The sequence below is a fragment of the Streptomyces sp. NRRL F-5755 genome, assembly GCF_001279365.1.
Lineage (GTDB): Bacteria > Actinomycetota > Actinomycetes > Streptomycetales > Streptomycetaceae > Streptomyces > Streptomyces rimosus.
This window is the reverse complement of record NZ_LGCW01000036.1, coordinates 82,557-97,708: the sequence shown is the minus strand read 5'-3', so window position 1 is coordinate 97,708 and position 15,152 is coordinate 82,557. Positions and strand designations below refer to the sequence as shown.

Here is a 15,152-nt window from a genome sequence, read left to right as displayed (position 1 = left end):
GTCCGGTGGGCGGGGGGTCGGACGGGCCCTGGGCTCCGAAGGCGGCCCGGCGGGTCCGGTGCCGGTTTCGGCTGTGGTCACGGCCGCGCTCCTCTCTGGCGGTCGGCACCGACGGCCGTTCCGGCGGCGGCAGGCTGGGCGGGCTGCGGGTGAGCGGCGGCCGCTTGGGCGGGCTGCTGGTGGGCGGGGCCGGTGGTGGGCAGGCGCTCGCTTTCGGCGGGCGGGGGCTCCGCGCGCCGCGTGCCGTCCCCCTCCGGGTCCGGGTCCGGGTCGGCCCAGCTCGGGGTGCGGCCGGTCGGCGGCGCGGGCTGTCCGGTGCCGCGCACCGCGGCCCAGCGGCCCGGCACATGGGCTTCGGCGGGTCGGGCGAACAGGCGGGGCGCGCCGCCCTGGCCCGGTGCGGCGCCGACGGCCGGACGGCACGGCGTACGGGACATCAGCTCCAGGTAGATGCCACGAAATGCCGTGACGTTCTGCTCCACCGTGAACAGTTCGAGTGCGCGGGCGCGCGCGGCGGCGCCCAGCCGGGCGCGCCTGCCGGGGTCGCGGAGCAGCGCCAGGCACGCGTCGGCGAGCGCGCGCGGGTTGCGGGGCGGTACGACCAGGCCCGTACCGCCGATGACCTCGCACACCGCGCCGACGTCGGTGGAGACCGTGGCCCGGCCGCTGAGCATCGCCTCCACCAGGGAGCGCGGGAAACCCTCCGCAGCACTGGAGAGGACCAGGACCGCACCGGCCGCGTAGGCGTCCTGCGGGCGGGGCGCCTCCGGGCCGCCGATCTCCTCGAAGGAGACCGGGTTGTCGCCCGCGCTGCACGCGTCGGCGGCTTCGTCGGGGAAGAGCTGGGCGGCCAGCGCGCGGCAGTGCGCCAGGTAGGCGGCGTCCTCCGGGCCGGTGCCCGGCGTGCCGACGATGCGCAGGGTGGCGGCGGGCTCGGCCCGGTGGACGCGCGCGAAGGCGTGCAGCAGGCAGACGAGGTCCTTGGCGGGCTCGACGGTGCCGGTCCACACCAGCGTCGTGGAGTGGTCGGCCACGGCGTCCGGGACGGCGGTGAAGCCGCCGGCGTCCATGCCCGGGTGGATGGTGCGCAGGCGCTCCCGGTCGGCGCCGCAGCGCTCCTGCCAGCGCCGGGTGTGGGCAGTGCCCGGGACGACGAGTGCGGCCTGGGCGTACGTCTCGGCGGCCAGCGCGGCTTCGAAGGCGCCCAGTAGGGCCCGTACGGGGGCGCTGAGCCGTGCTCCGGCGCGCGCGAGGTAGTGCTCGCGCAGCCGCACGCCGTATTCGGTGAGCAGAAGCGGCGTGCCGAAGAAGCGTTTGGCCAGCAGCCCGGGGAGGGCGGCGGGGCCGCCGGTGGCGGCGTGGCAGAGATCGACCGCGGCGAGCCCGCCGCCTGCGGGCACGTCACCGGCCCCGAAGGCGTACGCGCTGCCCGGCGCATCGCCGTACCAGTCGAGGGAGAGGGGGCGCAGGGCGCGCTCCAGCTCCTCGGCCACGGCCAGCAGGTCGGCCACGCGCGCGCCGTGCGCGGCGCGCGGTGCGCCGGGGGTGCGGCAGGCGGCTTCCAGGAGGCGTACGGCCTGTTCGGAGCGGAGGAGTCCGGGCAGGCGGCCCTGCGCGCGGGCCAGCTCGGCCAGCCCGTGGAGCCCGGCGACGAAACGGTCCGCCTGATCCTCGCGACGCTCCTCACCGGTCCCTGCCGAAGCGCTGGGGAAGGCGCCCCCACCCGCCTCCTCAGCGGCCCGCACACCGGGAGCCCGTACGGTGACGAACCCCGCCACCAGGTCGGCGAAGCACGCCGCGAACCGCCGGCGCGCAAGCCGCCCGCGCGCCCGCGCGCGCCGCCTTTCCGGCTGCCACATCAGCGGGGCGGGGAGTTCCCCGTACAGCGGAGCGGTCCGCACCGTCCGGCCGCGGTACGGGGCGCCCTCGGGGCCGCGGGCGAGGGTGTAGACCTCGAACTCGTGGCCGGTGAGCCCGCGCACGAGCCGGTCGCACCACGGACGCGTCTCACCGGACGCATCCAGGGCACCACTCTCGGTGAGCAGAGCAATGCGCACGAGTGCACCCCCGTTCTCCCTGATAGGCGTCGGACGACGGCGGCCGCCCCTGGGAGGCCCGCCGCTACCTGCAGGAAGAAGCTACGCAGAGATCTCGGTGACACGACGGACGGTTGTCCGTCGCGCCACCGGAAGGGGTGAAGAGACGTAACTTTCCACCCCGGTGGGCGTTCTGGCGCGCTATGTGCCCGTCACGCCGCGGCCCGCATGGCCCGGCGGGCCGCGGACACGTCCGGGTCGAGTACGGGCACCGCCGCCAGCAGGCCCTTCGTGTACGGGTGCGCAGGACGCCCGTACACCTCGTCGGTGGGGCCCTCCTCCACGATCCGGCCGCCGCGCATCACCGCGACCCGGTCGCTGACCGCCCGCACCACCGCCAGGTCGTGCGCGATGAAGACCAGCGCCAGGCCGAGGTCCCGCCGCAGTTCGCCGAGGAGTCCCATGATCTGCGCCTGGGTGGTGACGTCGAGCGCCGAGACCGGCTCGTCGCAGACCAGCAGCCGGGGGCCGGGGGCGAGCGCCCGCGCGATGCCGACGCGCTGCCGCTGGCCGCCGCTGAACTCGTGCGGGTAGCGGTGGTACCACGCCGGGTCCAGGCCGACCCGCTCCAGCAGCTCGCACGCCCGGCGCACCACGCGCGCGTCGTCCCGGTCGCCGGCCGCGCGCAGCGGGTCGGCGACCGACTCGCCGATGCTGCGCCGCGGGTTGAGCGAGGCCACCGGGTCCTGGAAGACCATCTGCAACTCACTGCGGAACAGGCGGAGTTGGCGGTCGGTGAGCGCTCCGATGTCGTGGCCGCGGTAGCGCAGGGTCCCGGCGGTCGGGTCCAGCAGCCGAACGAGCATCCGCCCGAGCGTCGTCTTGCCGCTGCCCGACTCGCCGACGAGGCCGAGGGCCTCCCCTTCCCGTACGGTCAGCGAGACCTCGTCGACCGCGGTCGTACGGTTCCGCCACCCGCCGAACTCGCGCCGCAGTCCGACGGCTTCGAGCAGGACGCCGTCCTCGCCGCTGGAGGCCCGTGCGCGGCGTACGGCCGGTTCGGTGTCCACGCGGGGCACCGCCGCCAGCAGTTCCTTCGTGTACGGCTCGCGCGGCGTGCGCAGCACCTCGCCGACGGTGCCGTGCTCGACCGCCCGGCCGCCGCGCATCACCAGCACCTCGTCCACGCTGCCCGCGACCACCCCCAGGTCGTGGGTGACCAGGAGCAGCCCCATGCCGGTCTCGGCCCGGAGCCCGTGCAGCAGGTCGAGGATCTGCGCCTGCACGGTGACGTCCAGCGCGGTGGTCGGCTCGTCGGCGATCAGCAGGCGCGGTTCGCAGGCGAGCGCCATGGCGAGCAACGCGCGCTGGCGCATGCCCCCGCTGAATTCGTGCGGCCGCGAGCGGGCGCGCCGGGGGGCGTCCGCGATGCCGACGCGCTCCAGCACCTCGACGGCGCGGGCGCGGGCCGCGCGCCGGGAGACGTCCGGCCGGTGCACCCGGTACACCTCGGCTATCTGGTCGCCGATCGCGTAGTACGGGTCGAGCGAGGACAGCGGGTCCTGGAAGACCATCGCGGCCCGGCCGCCGCGCAGCCGACGCAGCGCGCGCTCGTCAGCAGCCCGTACGTCCGTACCGGCGACCCGTACCGTACCGCCGACCCGCGCCCCGGTCCCCCGGTGCAGGTCCAGCAGGGCGGCCGCGACGGTGGACTTGCCGGAGCCGGACTCGCCGACGATGCCCAGGGCACGGCCCGGGGCGAGCGTGAAGGAGAGGCCGTCCACCGCCTGTACGGCGGAATCGCCGTCGCCGTCGGCGGGGAAGGCGACCGACAGGTCCCGGACCTCCACCAGAAGGTCCGCCGCCGCTCCGGAAGCGTCGGCGGGACGCGTGTCCGGGGAGGTTGCGCCGGGAGAGGTCATGTCAGGGCCACCCTTCGGTCGGCGAGTGCGTAGAGGAGGTCCGCCACCACGTTGGCGACGACGACGGCCGCGCCGGTGCCCAGCACCACCCCGACGACCACGGGCAGATCGACGACCCGCACCGAGTGCACCAGGAGCTGCCCGATGCCCGGCAGCCCGAAGAGCGTCTCGGTGAGCATCGCGCCGCCGAACATCGTGCCGAGGTCGAGCGCGGTGAGCGCGATGACGGGCGGCAGCGCGCCGCGCAGCGCGTGCCGGGTGACGACGGAACGTTCCCGCACGCCGTACGCGCGGAAGGTGCGGATATGGTCCTCGGCCAGCGTCTCCAGCGTCGAGGCGCGGGTCAGCCGGGCGTACTTGGCGGATTCCAGCAGCGCCAGCGCCGTCCAGGGCAGCAGCAGGTTCCAGGCCCACTGCTCGGGGTCCTCGGACAGCGGTACGTAGGTGGGGAACGGCAGCCATTGCAGATACGCGCAGAAGACCATCAGCAGCAGGAGCCCGGTGACGAAGACCGGGGTGGCGGTGCCGGCGAGGGTCAGTCCGGTCAGGACGCGCTCCGTCGTGCCGCCGCGGCGCAGCGCGGACAGCAGCCCGGTGCCGACGCCGAGCAGCAGCCAGAGCACCATCGCGCCGAACGCGAGGGACGCGGTGACCGGCAGCCGGTCGCCCAGCAGTTCGGTGACCGGGGTGCTGTTCTGGTAGGAGAGGCCGAGGCAGGGCGCGTCGCAGTGGAGTACGGCGGTGCCGTACGAGAAGTCGCGGCCGGCCACCAGCCCCTGGAGGAAGTGCAGGTACTGCGTCAGGAGCGGCGCGTCCAGCTCCAGGCGTTCGCGCACCTGCTGGATCTGGCCGGGATTGCAGCGCGGGCCGCAGGCCAGTTTGGCGGGGTCGCCGGGCGCCACGTAGAAGAGCGCGTAGACGGCGACCGTCAGCAGGAAGAGGACGACGAGCGCGCCGCCCAGCCGGCGCAGGGCGTAGCCGGTCATACGACGGCCTCCTTCTCACGGGCGGCGTCCGCGGTTGCGGTGGTGGCCGCGGAACGCCCCGTACGGGACGCGCGGGTGCCGACCCGCAGCCGGGACCGCTCGCGCGGATCGAGCGCCGTACGGACCGCGTCGCCGAGCACGGTGAACGCCAGGACGGTCACCAGCAGGCAGCCCGCCGGGAGCAGCACGTACATCGGGTCGGCCCGGAACCAGGTCGTCGCGGTGGACAGCATCTGGCCCCAGGACGCGGTGGGCGGTGTGACGCCGATGCCGAGGAACGACAGCGACGCCTCCGCGACGATGTTGCCGGGCACCAGGACCGCCGCGTAGGTGATCACCGGCGCCGCGACCGCGGGCAGCAGTTCGCGGCGCGCCACGCGCAGCGGCCCCGAGCCGCCCAGCCGGGCCGCCGCCACATGGTCCAGCTTCTTCAGGGCGAGGGTGCGGGCCCGCACGATCCGGGAGGTGCCGAACCAGCCGAGCAGCCCGATGACCAGCACCAGCAGCAGCGGGCGGGGGAAGCCGGCGGGCACGAGCGCGGTCAGCGAGATCGCGATGACGAGCGTCGGCAGCGCGGTCAGCACCTCGGTGAACCGGGAGAGCACCTGGTCGGCGAGCCGGTGGCCGAGGCCGGCGGCAAGGCCGACCGCCAGGCCGATCACGACCTGCAGGACCGTGGCGCCGAGCGCGATGAGCAGCGAGACCCGGGCGCCGTACAGCAGCCGCGCGAACAGGTCGCGGCCGGTGCCGGGTTCGACGCCCAGCCAGTGGTCGCCGCTGATCCCGCCGTACGGGCCGAGCGGCACGCCGCCGCGCGCGGAGTCGATCAGGCCGTCGTGGTACGTGGTCGGGTCCTGGCCCTCCAGCGCAGCGAGCAGCGGGGCGGCGAGGGCGAGCAGGACGAGCGCGAGGAGCACGGCGGCGGAGGCGACGGCGGCGGGCCGCTGCCGCAGCCGCCGCCACACCGCGCCGCGCTGATGGGGTGTCATTTCGGGTTCCGGCGGCACGTGCGACGCCGGAGTCTCTTCAGGTGCCGACATCACTTGACCGCGACCTGCGAGATGTCCAGCACGCCGTCCCAGTCGCTGATGACGACGTTCTTGATGTCCTTGCCGTACAGGCGCTTGTAGACCGGGTGGAACAGCGGTACGGACAGGGCCTGCTCGCCGATCTTCTTGTCCAGCGCGCCCCACCGGGCGGCCGCCGCCGTCAGGTCGGTCAGCTTGTTGATCTCGTCGATCTCGTGGTTGACCGCCGGGTCGTCGAGCTGCGCGTGGTTGAAGTTCGAGGCGTCCCGGACGATCTGCCGGCCGTCGAAAACCGGCGCCAGGAACGGGCCGCCGGACGGCCAGTCCGCTCCCCAGCTGCCGATGAACAGGCCGGGTTCGTCGTCGACGCTGTGCACCTTCTCCGTGTAGTCGTTGTCCTCCAGCCCCTGGAGCTTGACGGTTATCCCGGCCTTCTTCAGGGCTTCCTGGATGGCCGTGGCGATTTCCGGGCTGGTCGCGAAGTTCTTGGCGGTGGAATGGGTGAGGGTGATGCTCAGCCCGTTCTCGTAACCGGCCTCCTTGAGCAGTTCCCTGGCCTTCGCCGGATTTCCGGTGCGCCCGGCCGGGAACGGGTCGTACGGGGTGTATCCGAAGGATGTGCCGTTCGGCAGGAAGGTGGTGGCCGGCTCGGCGAGCGCGGAGCCGCCCGCGGCGTTCACCACGCTCTGCCGGTTGACGGCGTGGGCAATGGCCTGGCGCACCTTGGGATTGTTGAAGGGCTTCACCTTCGGGTTGAACGCGAGGTAATTGGTGTAGCCGAAGTGGCCGGTGCCGACCCGCTTGCCGAGGTCCTTGTCGCCGCTGATCCGCGCGAGTTCGGCCGGGCCGAGATTGGTGTCGGTGGTCACCGCGGCGGCGTCCGGACCTGCGCCGGTGGCCAGCCGCTGGTTGACGACCGCGGAATCCAGGCCCGATTTCACGTCGATGGTGTCGGGGTAGGCGTGCCGCTCGGAGTCCGTCTTCTCGGACCAGTGCGGATTGCGTTCCAGGACGAGGTGCTCACCGTCGCCGGTGTTCTTCACGACCTTGTACGGGCCCGAGGAGACCGGGTGTTCCTCGTATTTCGTGCCCGTGTCCTTCGCCTTCGGCACCGGCGCGAACTGCGTCTGCGTGGCGAGCAGCGGGAATTCGCCTTCGGGCTTCTTCAGGTGGAAGACAATGGTCTTCGCGTCCGGCGTCCCGATGGACTTGAGCCCGTCCCCGCTCTTGTCCTTGTACGGGCCCTGGTAGCTTTCCCCGCCCACCAGCCAGTCCCGCAGATACGGTGCTCCGCCGGAGAGTTCGGCGGCGAAGGAGCGCTCGATGCCGTATTTGATGTCGGCGCTGGTGATCGGCGACCCGTCCTCGAACTTGAGGCCGTCCTTGAGCGTGTACGTCCACACGGTGGCGTTCTCGCTGGGGCGGCCGGTGTCGGTGGCGAGGTCCGGTACGGCCTTGGCGCCGGCCGCGCCGTTCTCCCGGTTGCGGGTGGTCAGCGTACGGAAGACCAGCGTCGGTACCTTGCCGCCGCCGGAGGTGTAAAGGCGCGCCGGGTCGAAGTTGGTCTGCGGCTGGGAGTTCAGGACGGTGAGCGTGCCGCCCTTGGCCGGCGCGGCGCTCGCGCCGTCGCCCGCTGCGGCGTCCTTGGGGCCGCAGGCGGTGGCGGTGGCGGCGAGCACGACGCCCACCGCAACGGCGACCACGCCTCTGACGGGAGGAAGGTGGAGGAAACGGTACGTCTGGGACATGACGGTGGGTGCCTTTCGCGGCAGGACGTACCCGAGGAAGGCGGCAGCAGAAGCGCGGTGAGGCGCGGGACCGCCCCTGCGGACACGTTCGGGTGAGATACGTGGATACGCGGGGAACGCCCCGGCCCGGGGTCACACGTCGCCGCGGTGGTACGGACCCGGGGAACGCGGGCCGTCGCGGCGCGCCAGCGCGCGGCCGGGGACGGGCCTCAGCGACAGTGGATGTCGGCCACGGACTGCACGGACACGCCGATCAGCGCCAGCTCGAAGGCGGCGCGCTCGTAGGCGGTGGCAGGGTGCGGCATGGGCATGAAGACATCACGAAGGGGCGGGTGCTGGCAAAAGCGTCCCGGAATGGGAGACGATTCGTCCCATATTCTGGTTTACGGGCCTGATTCGGTGCCCGGTTCGGTGCCCGGTTCACCCCGGCCCGACGCCCGCCCGGGGCGGCCCGACGCCTGCCCGGGACCGCCTGTCGCGCCGTGGCTCAGCGCCTGTCGCGCCCCGGGTGAGCGCCCGTCATGCCTCGCCCCTCAGTGCCTGTAACGCCCCGGGCTCAATGCCCGTCCGGGAACGGCCAGGCGTTGGGGCGGCAGGTCGCGCCGTCGGTGGTCAGGAACTTGGTCTGCTGCATCATCACCGGCGCCAGGGCACCCTGCCGCGTGCAGCTCTCGTGGTTGTGCCCGAGCCGGTGGCCCACCTCGTGGTTGATGAGCATCTGCCGGTAGGCGTGCATCTTGTCCGGCCCGTAGGTCTTGGCGCCCTGCGCCCACCGGTACGCGTTGATCATGACGCGCTCGGTCGCCGCGGAGTCGCACGACACATTGTCCTCGGTCGTATCGAGACCAGACTTGGCGCACCACTTGGCGGTGGTGCCCGGGCTGGCCAGCGTGATGACGAAGTCGGCGCGGCCGGAACCCACCCGCTCGAAGGTGCGCTGTCCGCCGTGCGCCCAGCTCCGCTCGTCGTTGAGGGTCTTGTGCACCGCGTCGGCGAACAGCTGCCCGTCGAGGCCCATGCCCGCCTCGACGTCGACCCGGTAGCGCCAGACCCGGCCGTGGCCGGGCGCCTTGGCGTCCCCGCCGGCCGGCTCGAACCGCCCGGAGGCCGTCAGCTTCTCGTCCAGCGGGAAGACCTGCGCCATCTTCTGGTCGTACGTGGCGGGGGCCGCCTGCTGCGTCGGCCGCGCCTGCGAGCGCGAGGCCCCGGCGCCGTCGGCCGCACGGTCCCCCTCGCCCAGCGCCTGCGGCTTGCCGTCGTCCTGCTGCTGCTCGGCGACCTGCCCGGCCACCACGACCGCGAGCACGGTCGTCACGGCCGCCGCGGCGACGCCGGTGAACGTACGGCCCTTGGCGCCCTTCTTGCCGGGGTCGGACCGGCGCCCCTCGGCGTCGAGTTCGCCCAGGTCCATGTCCTCGTACGGCTCGTACGGTTCGCCGTGCGCCCCGTCGGCCGCGTGCCCGAAGGCCCCCGGCCGCCCGGCGGGACGCACCGGTCCGCGTCCCGGGGCGCCGGCCGCGAACACATCGTCGTCCACGTCCTCAAGACCGTCGGGCCGCTGTCCGGCCGGCATCCGGTCGAAGGCGTCCACGTAGTCCTGGCGTGGCGCCGGGATGCGGCCCTGGGCGGCGAGCGGCGCTCCGAGCGGTCCGGCGCCCGTGGTGGTGGGGCCGTGGGGAGCCGATGGGCTGCTGGGGGCTGCGGACGGGCCGCTCGGTGCTGCGCCGCCGGCGGCCGGTTCGGGGGCGGGCCGGGCCGCGGCGCCCTCGCCGGTGTCGTTGCCGAAGGGGGTGAATCCGTGTGCCGGGGTGGCCGAGCCGGAGGGAGCGGAGGGCGTCGTTGGGGGGCCGCCGCGCGGGCGCGGCACACGCGGTGGGCCCTGAGGGGGCTGCGGGGTGGCCTGTGGCGTTCCCGGAACCGGGTTGCGTGCCGACGTGCGCGCCGGTCCGTGCCCGGGCGCGGGGTGCCCGAATCCGTACCGGAGTGCGCCCTGCGCGGGCCCGTGCTCGGGCGCGCGCTGCTGCGGCATCGGCCGGAACGCTCCGTGCGCGAACGCGCCCCGGGGCGCGCCCGGGACGGCGCCCGCCTCGGCGGACGTACCGCCGTCGGCCCCGGCGCCGGTTTCCGTACCCGTACGCGCATCCGTACGCGTGTCCGTTCCGGCTTCCGCGCGGCGGCGCCGGCGGCCCGTGCCCGGTCCGGGAGCGGGTACGGCGCCACCAGCCGCGCCGGGCCCGCTCGCGCCGTCCACCTCAGCTATTCCGGAGGTGTCACCGGCGGTTGCGGCCGGGCCCCGGCGGCTGTGACGTCCCACTCGGTCTGTCAGCTCCTACCCACGTCGCCGGACACGGCCCCGGCGGCGGACCGTACCGCCCCGGCGCTCCCGTCCGGCCCGGCCGCGCCCCGCGCGGCCGCTTCGTCGTCCAACAGCTCGCGGAAGGCCCGCGCCACCGTTTCCGGGCACTCCATCATCGCCACGTGCCCCGCCTCCGGCAGCGTCAGCAGCCGGGAGCCGCGGAAAGCGGCGGCCGCCCGGCGTGCCATACGGAAGGAGACCAGGCGATCGCGCCCACCGTAGACGAGAAGCGTGGGCGCGAGCACCCGCTGCGCCTGCCGCCACAGATTGTGCTGCCCGCCGAGCGTGTACGCATTGACGATGCCCCGCGCCGAACGGGTCATCACCTCCCAGAAGTACGGGAGTTCGAGACGCCGTGCGTATTCCTCGGCGGCGGCGGTGAAGCCGTCCGGGGTCACCAGCGCCGGATCGCCGTAACACAGGGCGAGCACCTCGCGGGTGCGCCGCTCCGGCGTCCAGTCCCGCGTCAGCCTGCTGAACAGCCGGGTCACGCCCGGCACCGCGAGCAGCCCGGTCGGCACCGCGGACAGCTGCGGCCGCAGCTCGGGCAGCGCGGGCGAGATCAGTGTCAGGGTCCGCACCAGGTCCGGGCGGACCGCCGCCACGCGGGTGACCGCCGCGCCGCCCATCGAGTTGCCCACCAGGTGGACGGGACCGCGGCCGCTCGCGTCCAGGTAGCGGATGACCGCCCGCGCCTGCGCGGAGACCGAGTAGTCGCCGTCGTCCGGCGGCGGCGCGTCGCCGAAGCCGGGGAGGTCCAGCGCCTCGCCGTCGACCCGGTCGGCGAGCAGCGGCATCAGCGCGGACCAGTTCTGGGAGGAGCCGCCGAGGCCGTGGACGTACAGCGCGGGCGGCAGCCCGGCGCGCTTGCCGGGCACCCCCCGCACGCTCAGCGTCAGGCCGGGCAGGCTCACGGAACGCACCGTCTCCCCCGCGCCGACCCGCGAGGGACGGCCCGCCGGGGGCACCGGGAGCACGGCGCGGGTGTCCGGCGATCCGGTCGACTCCGTCGAAGACATGCGTCGATGTTACGAGACGATCACGCCGCCGATCGTGTGTTCGCGCTCACACACCACATCGCATTTCGGAACCCGCTCTCTTAGGCTCGGGCGTGAAGGGCACCCGTGTGATGAGCGCTCGCGTGCGGGCACTCGCCCTGGCCTCCGTAGTACGTGAGAGAAAGGGAGCCACCATGCCCGTCGACCCGACCGACCCGGACACCTTCGAGGACGAGACGGAAGCCGCCGAATTCGACGTCGAGGCGCCGGAGGCGGACGCCGCCGAACAGCACACCGACGTCGGCCACGCGCAGGACGACCCGCTGACCGGCATCGACCCGGCCGCCGCGAACGAGGCGGACATCGCCGAGCAGGCCCGTGTCGTGGATCTCGACGAAGACGATTACCGATGACCTGGGGCCATATGTCGGCTTCCCACAGCGTTCGACGGCAGATTTTCTCGACCGCGACCGCGCGCGGCCGGGTTACCCAAAAGTACGATGGCGGGCGCGGCGCGTGCGTACGCCGCGGACGGAACAACACCTGGGAGGCAGCGTGAGCGCCATCGAGCAGACCGAGGCGGCACGCCCGCGGGGCACGCGCCTGCCACGCCGAGCCCGGCGCAACCAGCTCTTGGGCGCGGCCCAGGAGGTCTTCGTGGCGCAGGGCTACCACGCGGCCGCGATGGACGACATCGCCGAGCGCGCCGGCGTCAGCAAGCCCGTGCTCTACCAGCACTTCCCGGGCAAGCTCGACCTCTACCTGGCCCTCCTGGACCAGCACTGCGAGGCGCTGCTGCAGTCCGTGCGCAGCGCGCTGGCCTCGACGACCGACAACAAGCAGCGCGTCGCCGCGACGATGGACGCCTACTTCGCGTACGTCGAGGACCCGGGCGGCGCCTTCCGCCTCGTCTTCGAGTCCGACCTGACCAACGAGCCCGCCGTGCGCGAGCGGGTGGACAAGGTCTCCCTGGAGTGCGCCGAGGCGATCAGCGAGGTCATCGCCGAGGACACCGGCCTGTCCAAGGACGAGTCGATGCTGCTGGCCGTCGGGCTGGGCGGCGTCTCCCAGGTGGTCGCGCGCTACTGGCTCTCCTCGGAGAGCACCGTGCCGCGCGAGACCGCCGTCCAGCTGCTGACCTCGCTCGCCTGGAAGGGCATCGCGGGCTTCCCGCTGCACGGCGCCGACGGGCAGTGAGCGCCGCGGCGAGCGGGTGAGCGCCGCCGTGGGCCGGCGAACCCCGCCACGGGCCGGTGAGCTCCGCCGCCGGCCGGTGAGCTCCGCCGCCGGCCGGTGAATTCCGCCACGGGCCGGTGAGCGCCGTCGGCCGGTGAGCCGGACGGAACCCGAGGCAGCCTCCGGTGGCCGCCGCGCCCGCCGGGTGTTCGCTGCGGGCGTGCTCCGCGGCGTCACTGTCCGTCCGCGTACCGGGCTAATGTGTGCTGGGTACGGCGCGGATCACCGCGCACCTGCCCCATGGCCCGGCCAAGGGGACCGAGACCGTCGGAGGGACAAAGCCGTGGAGGTCAAGATCGGCGTGCAGCACGCGCCCCGCGAGATCGTTCTGGAGAGCGGGCAGACCGCCGAGGACGTCGAGCGAGCGGTGGCGGACGCACTGGGCGGCAAGACGGAACTGCTGAGCCTCGTGGACGAGCACGGCCGCAAGGTCCTGGTGCCGGCGGACCGGCTGGCCTACGTGGAAATCGGCGAGCAGACCACGCGCAAGGTCGGTTTCGGCACGCTGTAGTCGGCCGCGGGCCCCTGGAAGGCCCGCGCGCACGCGTCACGAGCGGCGGCCCGGGGAGATCGTCTCCGGGCCGCCGCTCGTCGTACGAGACCCTTCGCCGACCGGGTGCGCCGACGAGGGTTGCCGCGCATTCCTGCTGGGTACGACGGCCTACGACCGATTTGTGTCGTCCAACCGGTCGCTACCGCGGGAGGGATAAACCATGGTCTGGGAAGCTCTCGGTTCCGTGCTCGTCGGACTCGTCATCGCACTCGCCGCCACCCACTGGCTGCCCGGCCGCTTCCCCACCCGCGTCCTGACCCTGGCAACCGGCCCCGCCGCAGCCCTCCTCGGCGCCTTCCTCGCCCACTCCATCCTCGGCCCCGGCCACTCCATCCACACACTGCTGGCCGCCGCCGGCCTCGGCGCGGCGATGCTGTCGCTGCTGGTACGGCCACGCGGCCGACTGGTGCGAGGGGTGGCGGAGCGGAGCTTGTCCGGCGTTTGAGAAGGGGCGGAGGAAGATCGATCCGGCCCGGCGCCTGAGAGCGGGCGAGACGGGGACGGGCCGCCGGGTGCCTGAGGGCGGGCGCGGCGGGGCTGTCCGCCGGGCGCTTGAGGGCGGGCGCGGCCGAACCAGCTCGCCCGGCGCCTGAGGACGGGCCAAGCGGAACCGGCCCGCCCGGCCCTTGAGAACGAGCGAAGGCAAACCAGCTCGCCCGGCGCCTGAGGACGAGCCAAGCGAATCGAGCCGGTCCGGCGCTTGAGGACGAGCGAAGCGAAATCAGCCCGTCCGGCGCTTGAGGACGAGCGAAGCGAACCCAGCCGGTCCGGCGCTTGAGGACGAGCGAAGCGAAACCAGCCCGTCCGGCGCTTGAGGACGAGCCAAGCAAATCCAGCCCGTCCGGCGCTTGAGGACGAGCCAAGCGAACCCAGCCCGTCCGGCGCTTGAGGACGAGCCAAGCGAACCCAGCCCGTCCGGCGCTTGAGGACGAGCCAAGCGAACCCAGCCCGTCCGGCGCCTGAGGACGAGCCAAGCAAATCCAGCCCGTCCGGCGCTTGAGGACGAGCCAAGCAAAATCAGCCCGTCCGGCGCTTGAGGACGCCCGCCGCAGGCGACACCCCCGCACCAGGAGGGGGCCGGCCACCACAAAACCGACCCCCCGGCCGCTGCGCGGCCGTTACGCGGCCAAGCCCAGCGCAGCCATCCGCTTCGTGTGCGCCTCCGTGATCCGCGAGAACATCCGCCCGACCTCGGCCAGGTCGAACCCGTCGGCGACGCCGCCGACCAGCATGGTCGACAGCGAGTCCCGCTCGGCGACGACCCGCTGCGCCTGGGACAGCGCCTCGCCCATCAGCCGCCGCGCCCACAGCGCCAGCCGCCCGCCGACGCGCGGCTCGGCCTCGATGGCGGCCCGTACCTTCTCGACCGCGAACGTCGCGTGCCCGGTGTCGTCGAGGACGCCGAGGACCAGGTCGCGGGTGTCGGAGTCCAGCCGGGCCGCCACCTCCCGGTAGAAGTCGCTGGCGATCGAGTCGCCGACGTACGCCTTGACCAGGCCCTCCAGCCAGTCGGACGGCGCGGTCTGCCGGTGGAACTCGTCCAGCGCCGCGGCGAACGGCTCCATGGCCTCGTTCGGCTCGGCCTGGATCTCCGCGAGCCGGTCCCGCAGCCGCTCGAAGTGATGGAATTCGGCCGACGCCATCTTGGCCAGCTCCGCCTTGTCGTCCATCGTCGGCGCCAGCTTCGCGTCCTCCGCGAGCCGCTCGAAGGCGGACAGCTCCCCGTAGGCGAGCGCTCCGAGCAGGTCGATGACGGCGGCCCGGTACTGCGGTTCCTCGGAGGCCGCGGCCCAGTCCTGGGCGGCGATCCCGGTGTGTTCTTGCGCGTCGTCGGCGGTCTGCTTGGCGTTGTCAGGCGTCTCCATGAAGCGCACAATAGCCCGCCCCGCAACGGGGGGAAGTGGCTGGTCAGCCACTCCCGTCCCACCCGACCGAACGATTGCCCGGACACACGTGTGGCCATCCGGGGTATGGTGGTAATGCGCCCGCCGAGTATCGGTGGGTTGTTCCACGCATGCGGATGCCCGGTCGGTGGCCCGATCGGCTCCAACCCGACCGCCCTCTTTCGCGGCGCGTACGCGACGTACGCACAGCGGGAGGGACACCGCTCGCGGTTCGAGTGCTTGCGCGAAGGCAGTGGTCCCGCGCCGTCCCGGCCGATCGAGGCCGGCCCCGTACGAAACCGTGCGAGGCGCGGTACGACCCCCTTGGCCGCCTCGTGCCGCGTCTCACAGAAGAGGCAAGATTCTGTCTACGTTCCGAGAGCTCGGGATTCTCCCCGAGACCGCC

At 73.5% G+C, this 15,152-nt stretch carries 13 protein-coding genes; 4 read left to right on the top strand and 9 right to left on the bottom strand.

Features of this window, described 5'->3' with window-relative positions; all coding sequences use genetic code 11:
- Positions 1–77 precede the first annotated feature (77 nt).
- The 8 genes from ADK86_RS06825 to ADK86_RS06795 all read right to left on the bottom strand — a co-directional run bounded on the left by ADK86_RS06825 (position 78) and on the right by ADK86_RS06795 (position 11,095).
- Complete coding sequence (locus ADK86_RS06825) at positions 78–2,057, bottom strand: glycosyltransferase (RefSeq protein ID WP_063788953.1); 1,980 nt, start codon at positions 2,055–2,057, stop codon at positions 78–80.
- 191 nt (positions 2,058–2,248) lie between these two features.
- Complete coding sequence (locus tag ADK86_RS06820; RefSeq protein WP_053695767.1) at positions 2,249–3,958, bottom strand: dipeptide ABC transporter ATP-binding protein; 1,710 nt, start codon at positions 3,956–3,958, stop codon at positions 2,249–2,251.
- On the bottom strand, positions 3,955–4,944 hold the full coding sequence (locus ADK86_RS06815) for an ABC transporter permease (protein WP_053695766.1): 990 nt from the start codon (positions 4,942–4,944) through the stop codon (positions 3,955–3,957). The genes ADK86_RS06820 and ADK86_RS06815 overlap by 4 nt, the downstream gene beginning before the upstream one ends.
- Complete coding sequence (locus ADK86_RS06810) at positions 4,941–5,933, bottom strand: ABC transporter permease (RefSeq protein ID WP_053695765.1); 993 nt, start codon at positions 5,931–5,933, stop codon at positions 4,941–4,943. The genes ADK86_RS06815 and ADK86_RS06810 overlap by 4 nt, the downstream gene beginning before the upstream one ends.
- Before the next feature lie 50 nt (positions 5,934–5,983).
- Positions 5,984–7,720, bottom strand: coding sequence for an ABC transporter substrate-binding protein (locus ADK86_RS06805; RefSeq protein ID WP_053695764.1), 1,737 nt, complete (start codon positions 7,718–7,720; stop codon positions 5,984–5,986).
- Positions 7,721–7,929: 209 nt separating this feature from the next.
- On the bottom strand, positions 7,930–8,025 hold the full coding sequence (locus ADK86_RS45380) for an Ms4533A family Cys-rich leader peptide (RefSeq protein WP_324607210.1): 96 nt from the start codon (positions 8,023–8,025) through the stop codon (positions 7,930–7,932).
- Between the two features lie 251 nt (positions 8,026–8,276).
- On the bottom strand, positions 8,277–10,034 hold the full coding sequence (locus tag ADK86_RS06800; protein ID WP_078951877.1) for a DUF3152 domain-containing protein: 1,758 nt from the start codon (positions 10,032–10,034) through the stop codon (positions 8,277–8,279).
- An 8-nt stretch (positions 10,035–10,042) separates the two neighbouring features.
- On the bottom strand, positions 10,043–11,095 hold the full coding sequence (locus ADK86_RS06795) for an alpha/beta fold hydrolase (RefSeq protein WP_053695763.1): 1,053 nt from the start codon (positions 11,093–11,095) through the stop codon (positions 10,043–10,045).
- Positions 11,096–11,268: 173 nt separating this feature from the next.
- On the opposite strand from ADK86_RS06795, the gene ADK86_RS06790 reads away from it, so the two are divergent.
- The 4 genes from ADK86_RS06790 to ADK86_RS06775 all read left to right on the top strand — a co-directional run bounded on the left by ADK86_RS06790 (position 11,269) and on the right by ADK86_RS06775 (position 13,308).
- Positions 11,269–11,487 (top strand): hypothetical protein, encoded by a 219-nt coding sequence (locus ADK86_RS06790; RefSeq protein ID WP_053695762.1) that lies wholly within the window; start codon positions 11,269–11,271, stop codon positions 11,485–11,487.
- 142 nt (positions 11,488–11,629) lie between these two features.
- A complete protein-coding gene (locus ADK86_RS06785; RefSeq protein ID WP_003987008.1) occupies positions 11,630–12,271 on the top strand; it encodes a TetR/AcrR family transcriptional regulator in 642 nt (213 codons plus the stop codon).
- 322 nt (positions 12,272–12,593) lie between these two features.
- Positions 12,594–12,821: a DUF3107 domain-containing protein gene (locus ADK86_RS06780; RefSeq protein ID WP_003987009.1), complete on the top strand. Its 228-nt coding sequence runs from the start codon at positions 12,594–12,596 to the stop codon at positions 12,819–12,821.
- Positions 12,822–13,023: 202 nt separating this feature from the next.
- Entirely contained in the window at positions 13,024–13,308 is a 285-nt protein-coding gene (locus ADK86_RS06775; protein WP_053695761.1) for a hypothetical protein, read from the top strand.
- A 673-nt stretch (positions 13,309–13,981) separates the two neighbouring features.
- Here the strand turns inward: ADK86_RS06775 and ADK86_RS06770 are convergent.
- Positions 13,982–14,737 carry a ferritin-like fold-containing protein gene (locus ADK86_RS06770; protein ID WP_030587257.1) on the bottom strand — a complete coding sequence of 252 codons (756 nt, stop codon included), beginning with the start codon at positions 14,735–14,737 and terminating at the stop codon, positions 13,982–13,984.
- Positions 14,738–15,152 lie beyond the last annotated feature (415 nt).

Coding starts and splice junctions, on each gene's coding strand:
- ADK86_RS06790 (WP_053695762.1), top strand. CDS start 11,269: ATGCCCGTCGACCCGACCGACCCGGACACCTTCGAGGACGAGACGGAA.
- ADK86_RS45380 (WP_324607210.1), bottom strand. CDS start 8,025: ATGCCGCACCCTGCCACCGCCTACGAGCGCGCCGCCTTCGAGCTGGCG.
- ADK86_RS06805 (WP_053695764.1), bottom strand. CDS start 7,720: ATGTCCCAGACGTACCGTTTCCTCCACCTTCCTCCCGTCAGAGGCGTG.
- ADK86_RS06815 (WP_053695766.1), bottom strand. CDS start 4,944: ATGACCGGCTACGCCCTGCGCCGGCTGGGCGGCGCGCTCGTCGTCCTC.
- ADK86_RS06810 (WP_053695765.1), bottom strand. CDS start 5,933: ATGACACCCCATCAGCGCGGCGCGGTGTGGCGGCGGCTGCGGCAGCGG.
- ADK86_RS06795 (WP_053695763.1), bottom strand. CDS start 11,095: ATGTCTTCGACGGAGTCGACCGGATCGCCGGACACCCGCGCCGTGCTC.
- ADK86_RS06775 (WP_053695761.1), top strand. CDS start 13,024: ATGGTCTGGGAAGCTCTCGGTTCCGTGCTCGTCGGACTCGTCATCGCA.
- ADK86_RS06820 (WP_053695767.1), bottom strand. CDS start 3,958: ATGACCTCTCCCGGCGCAACCTCCCCGGACACGCGTCCCGCCGACGCT.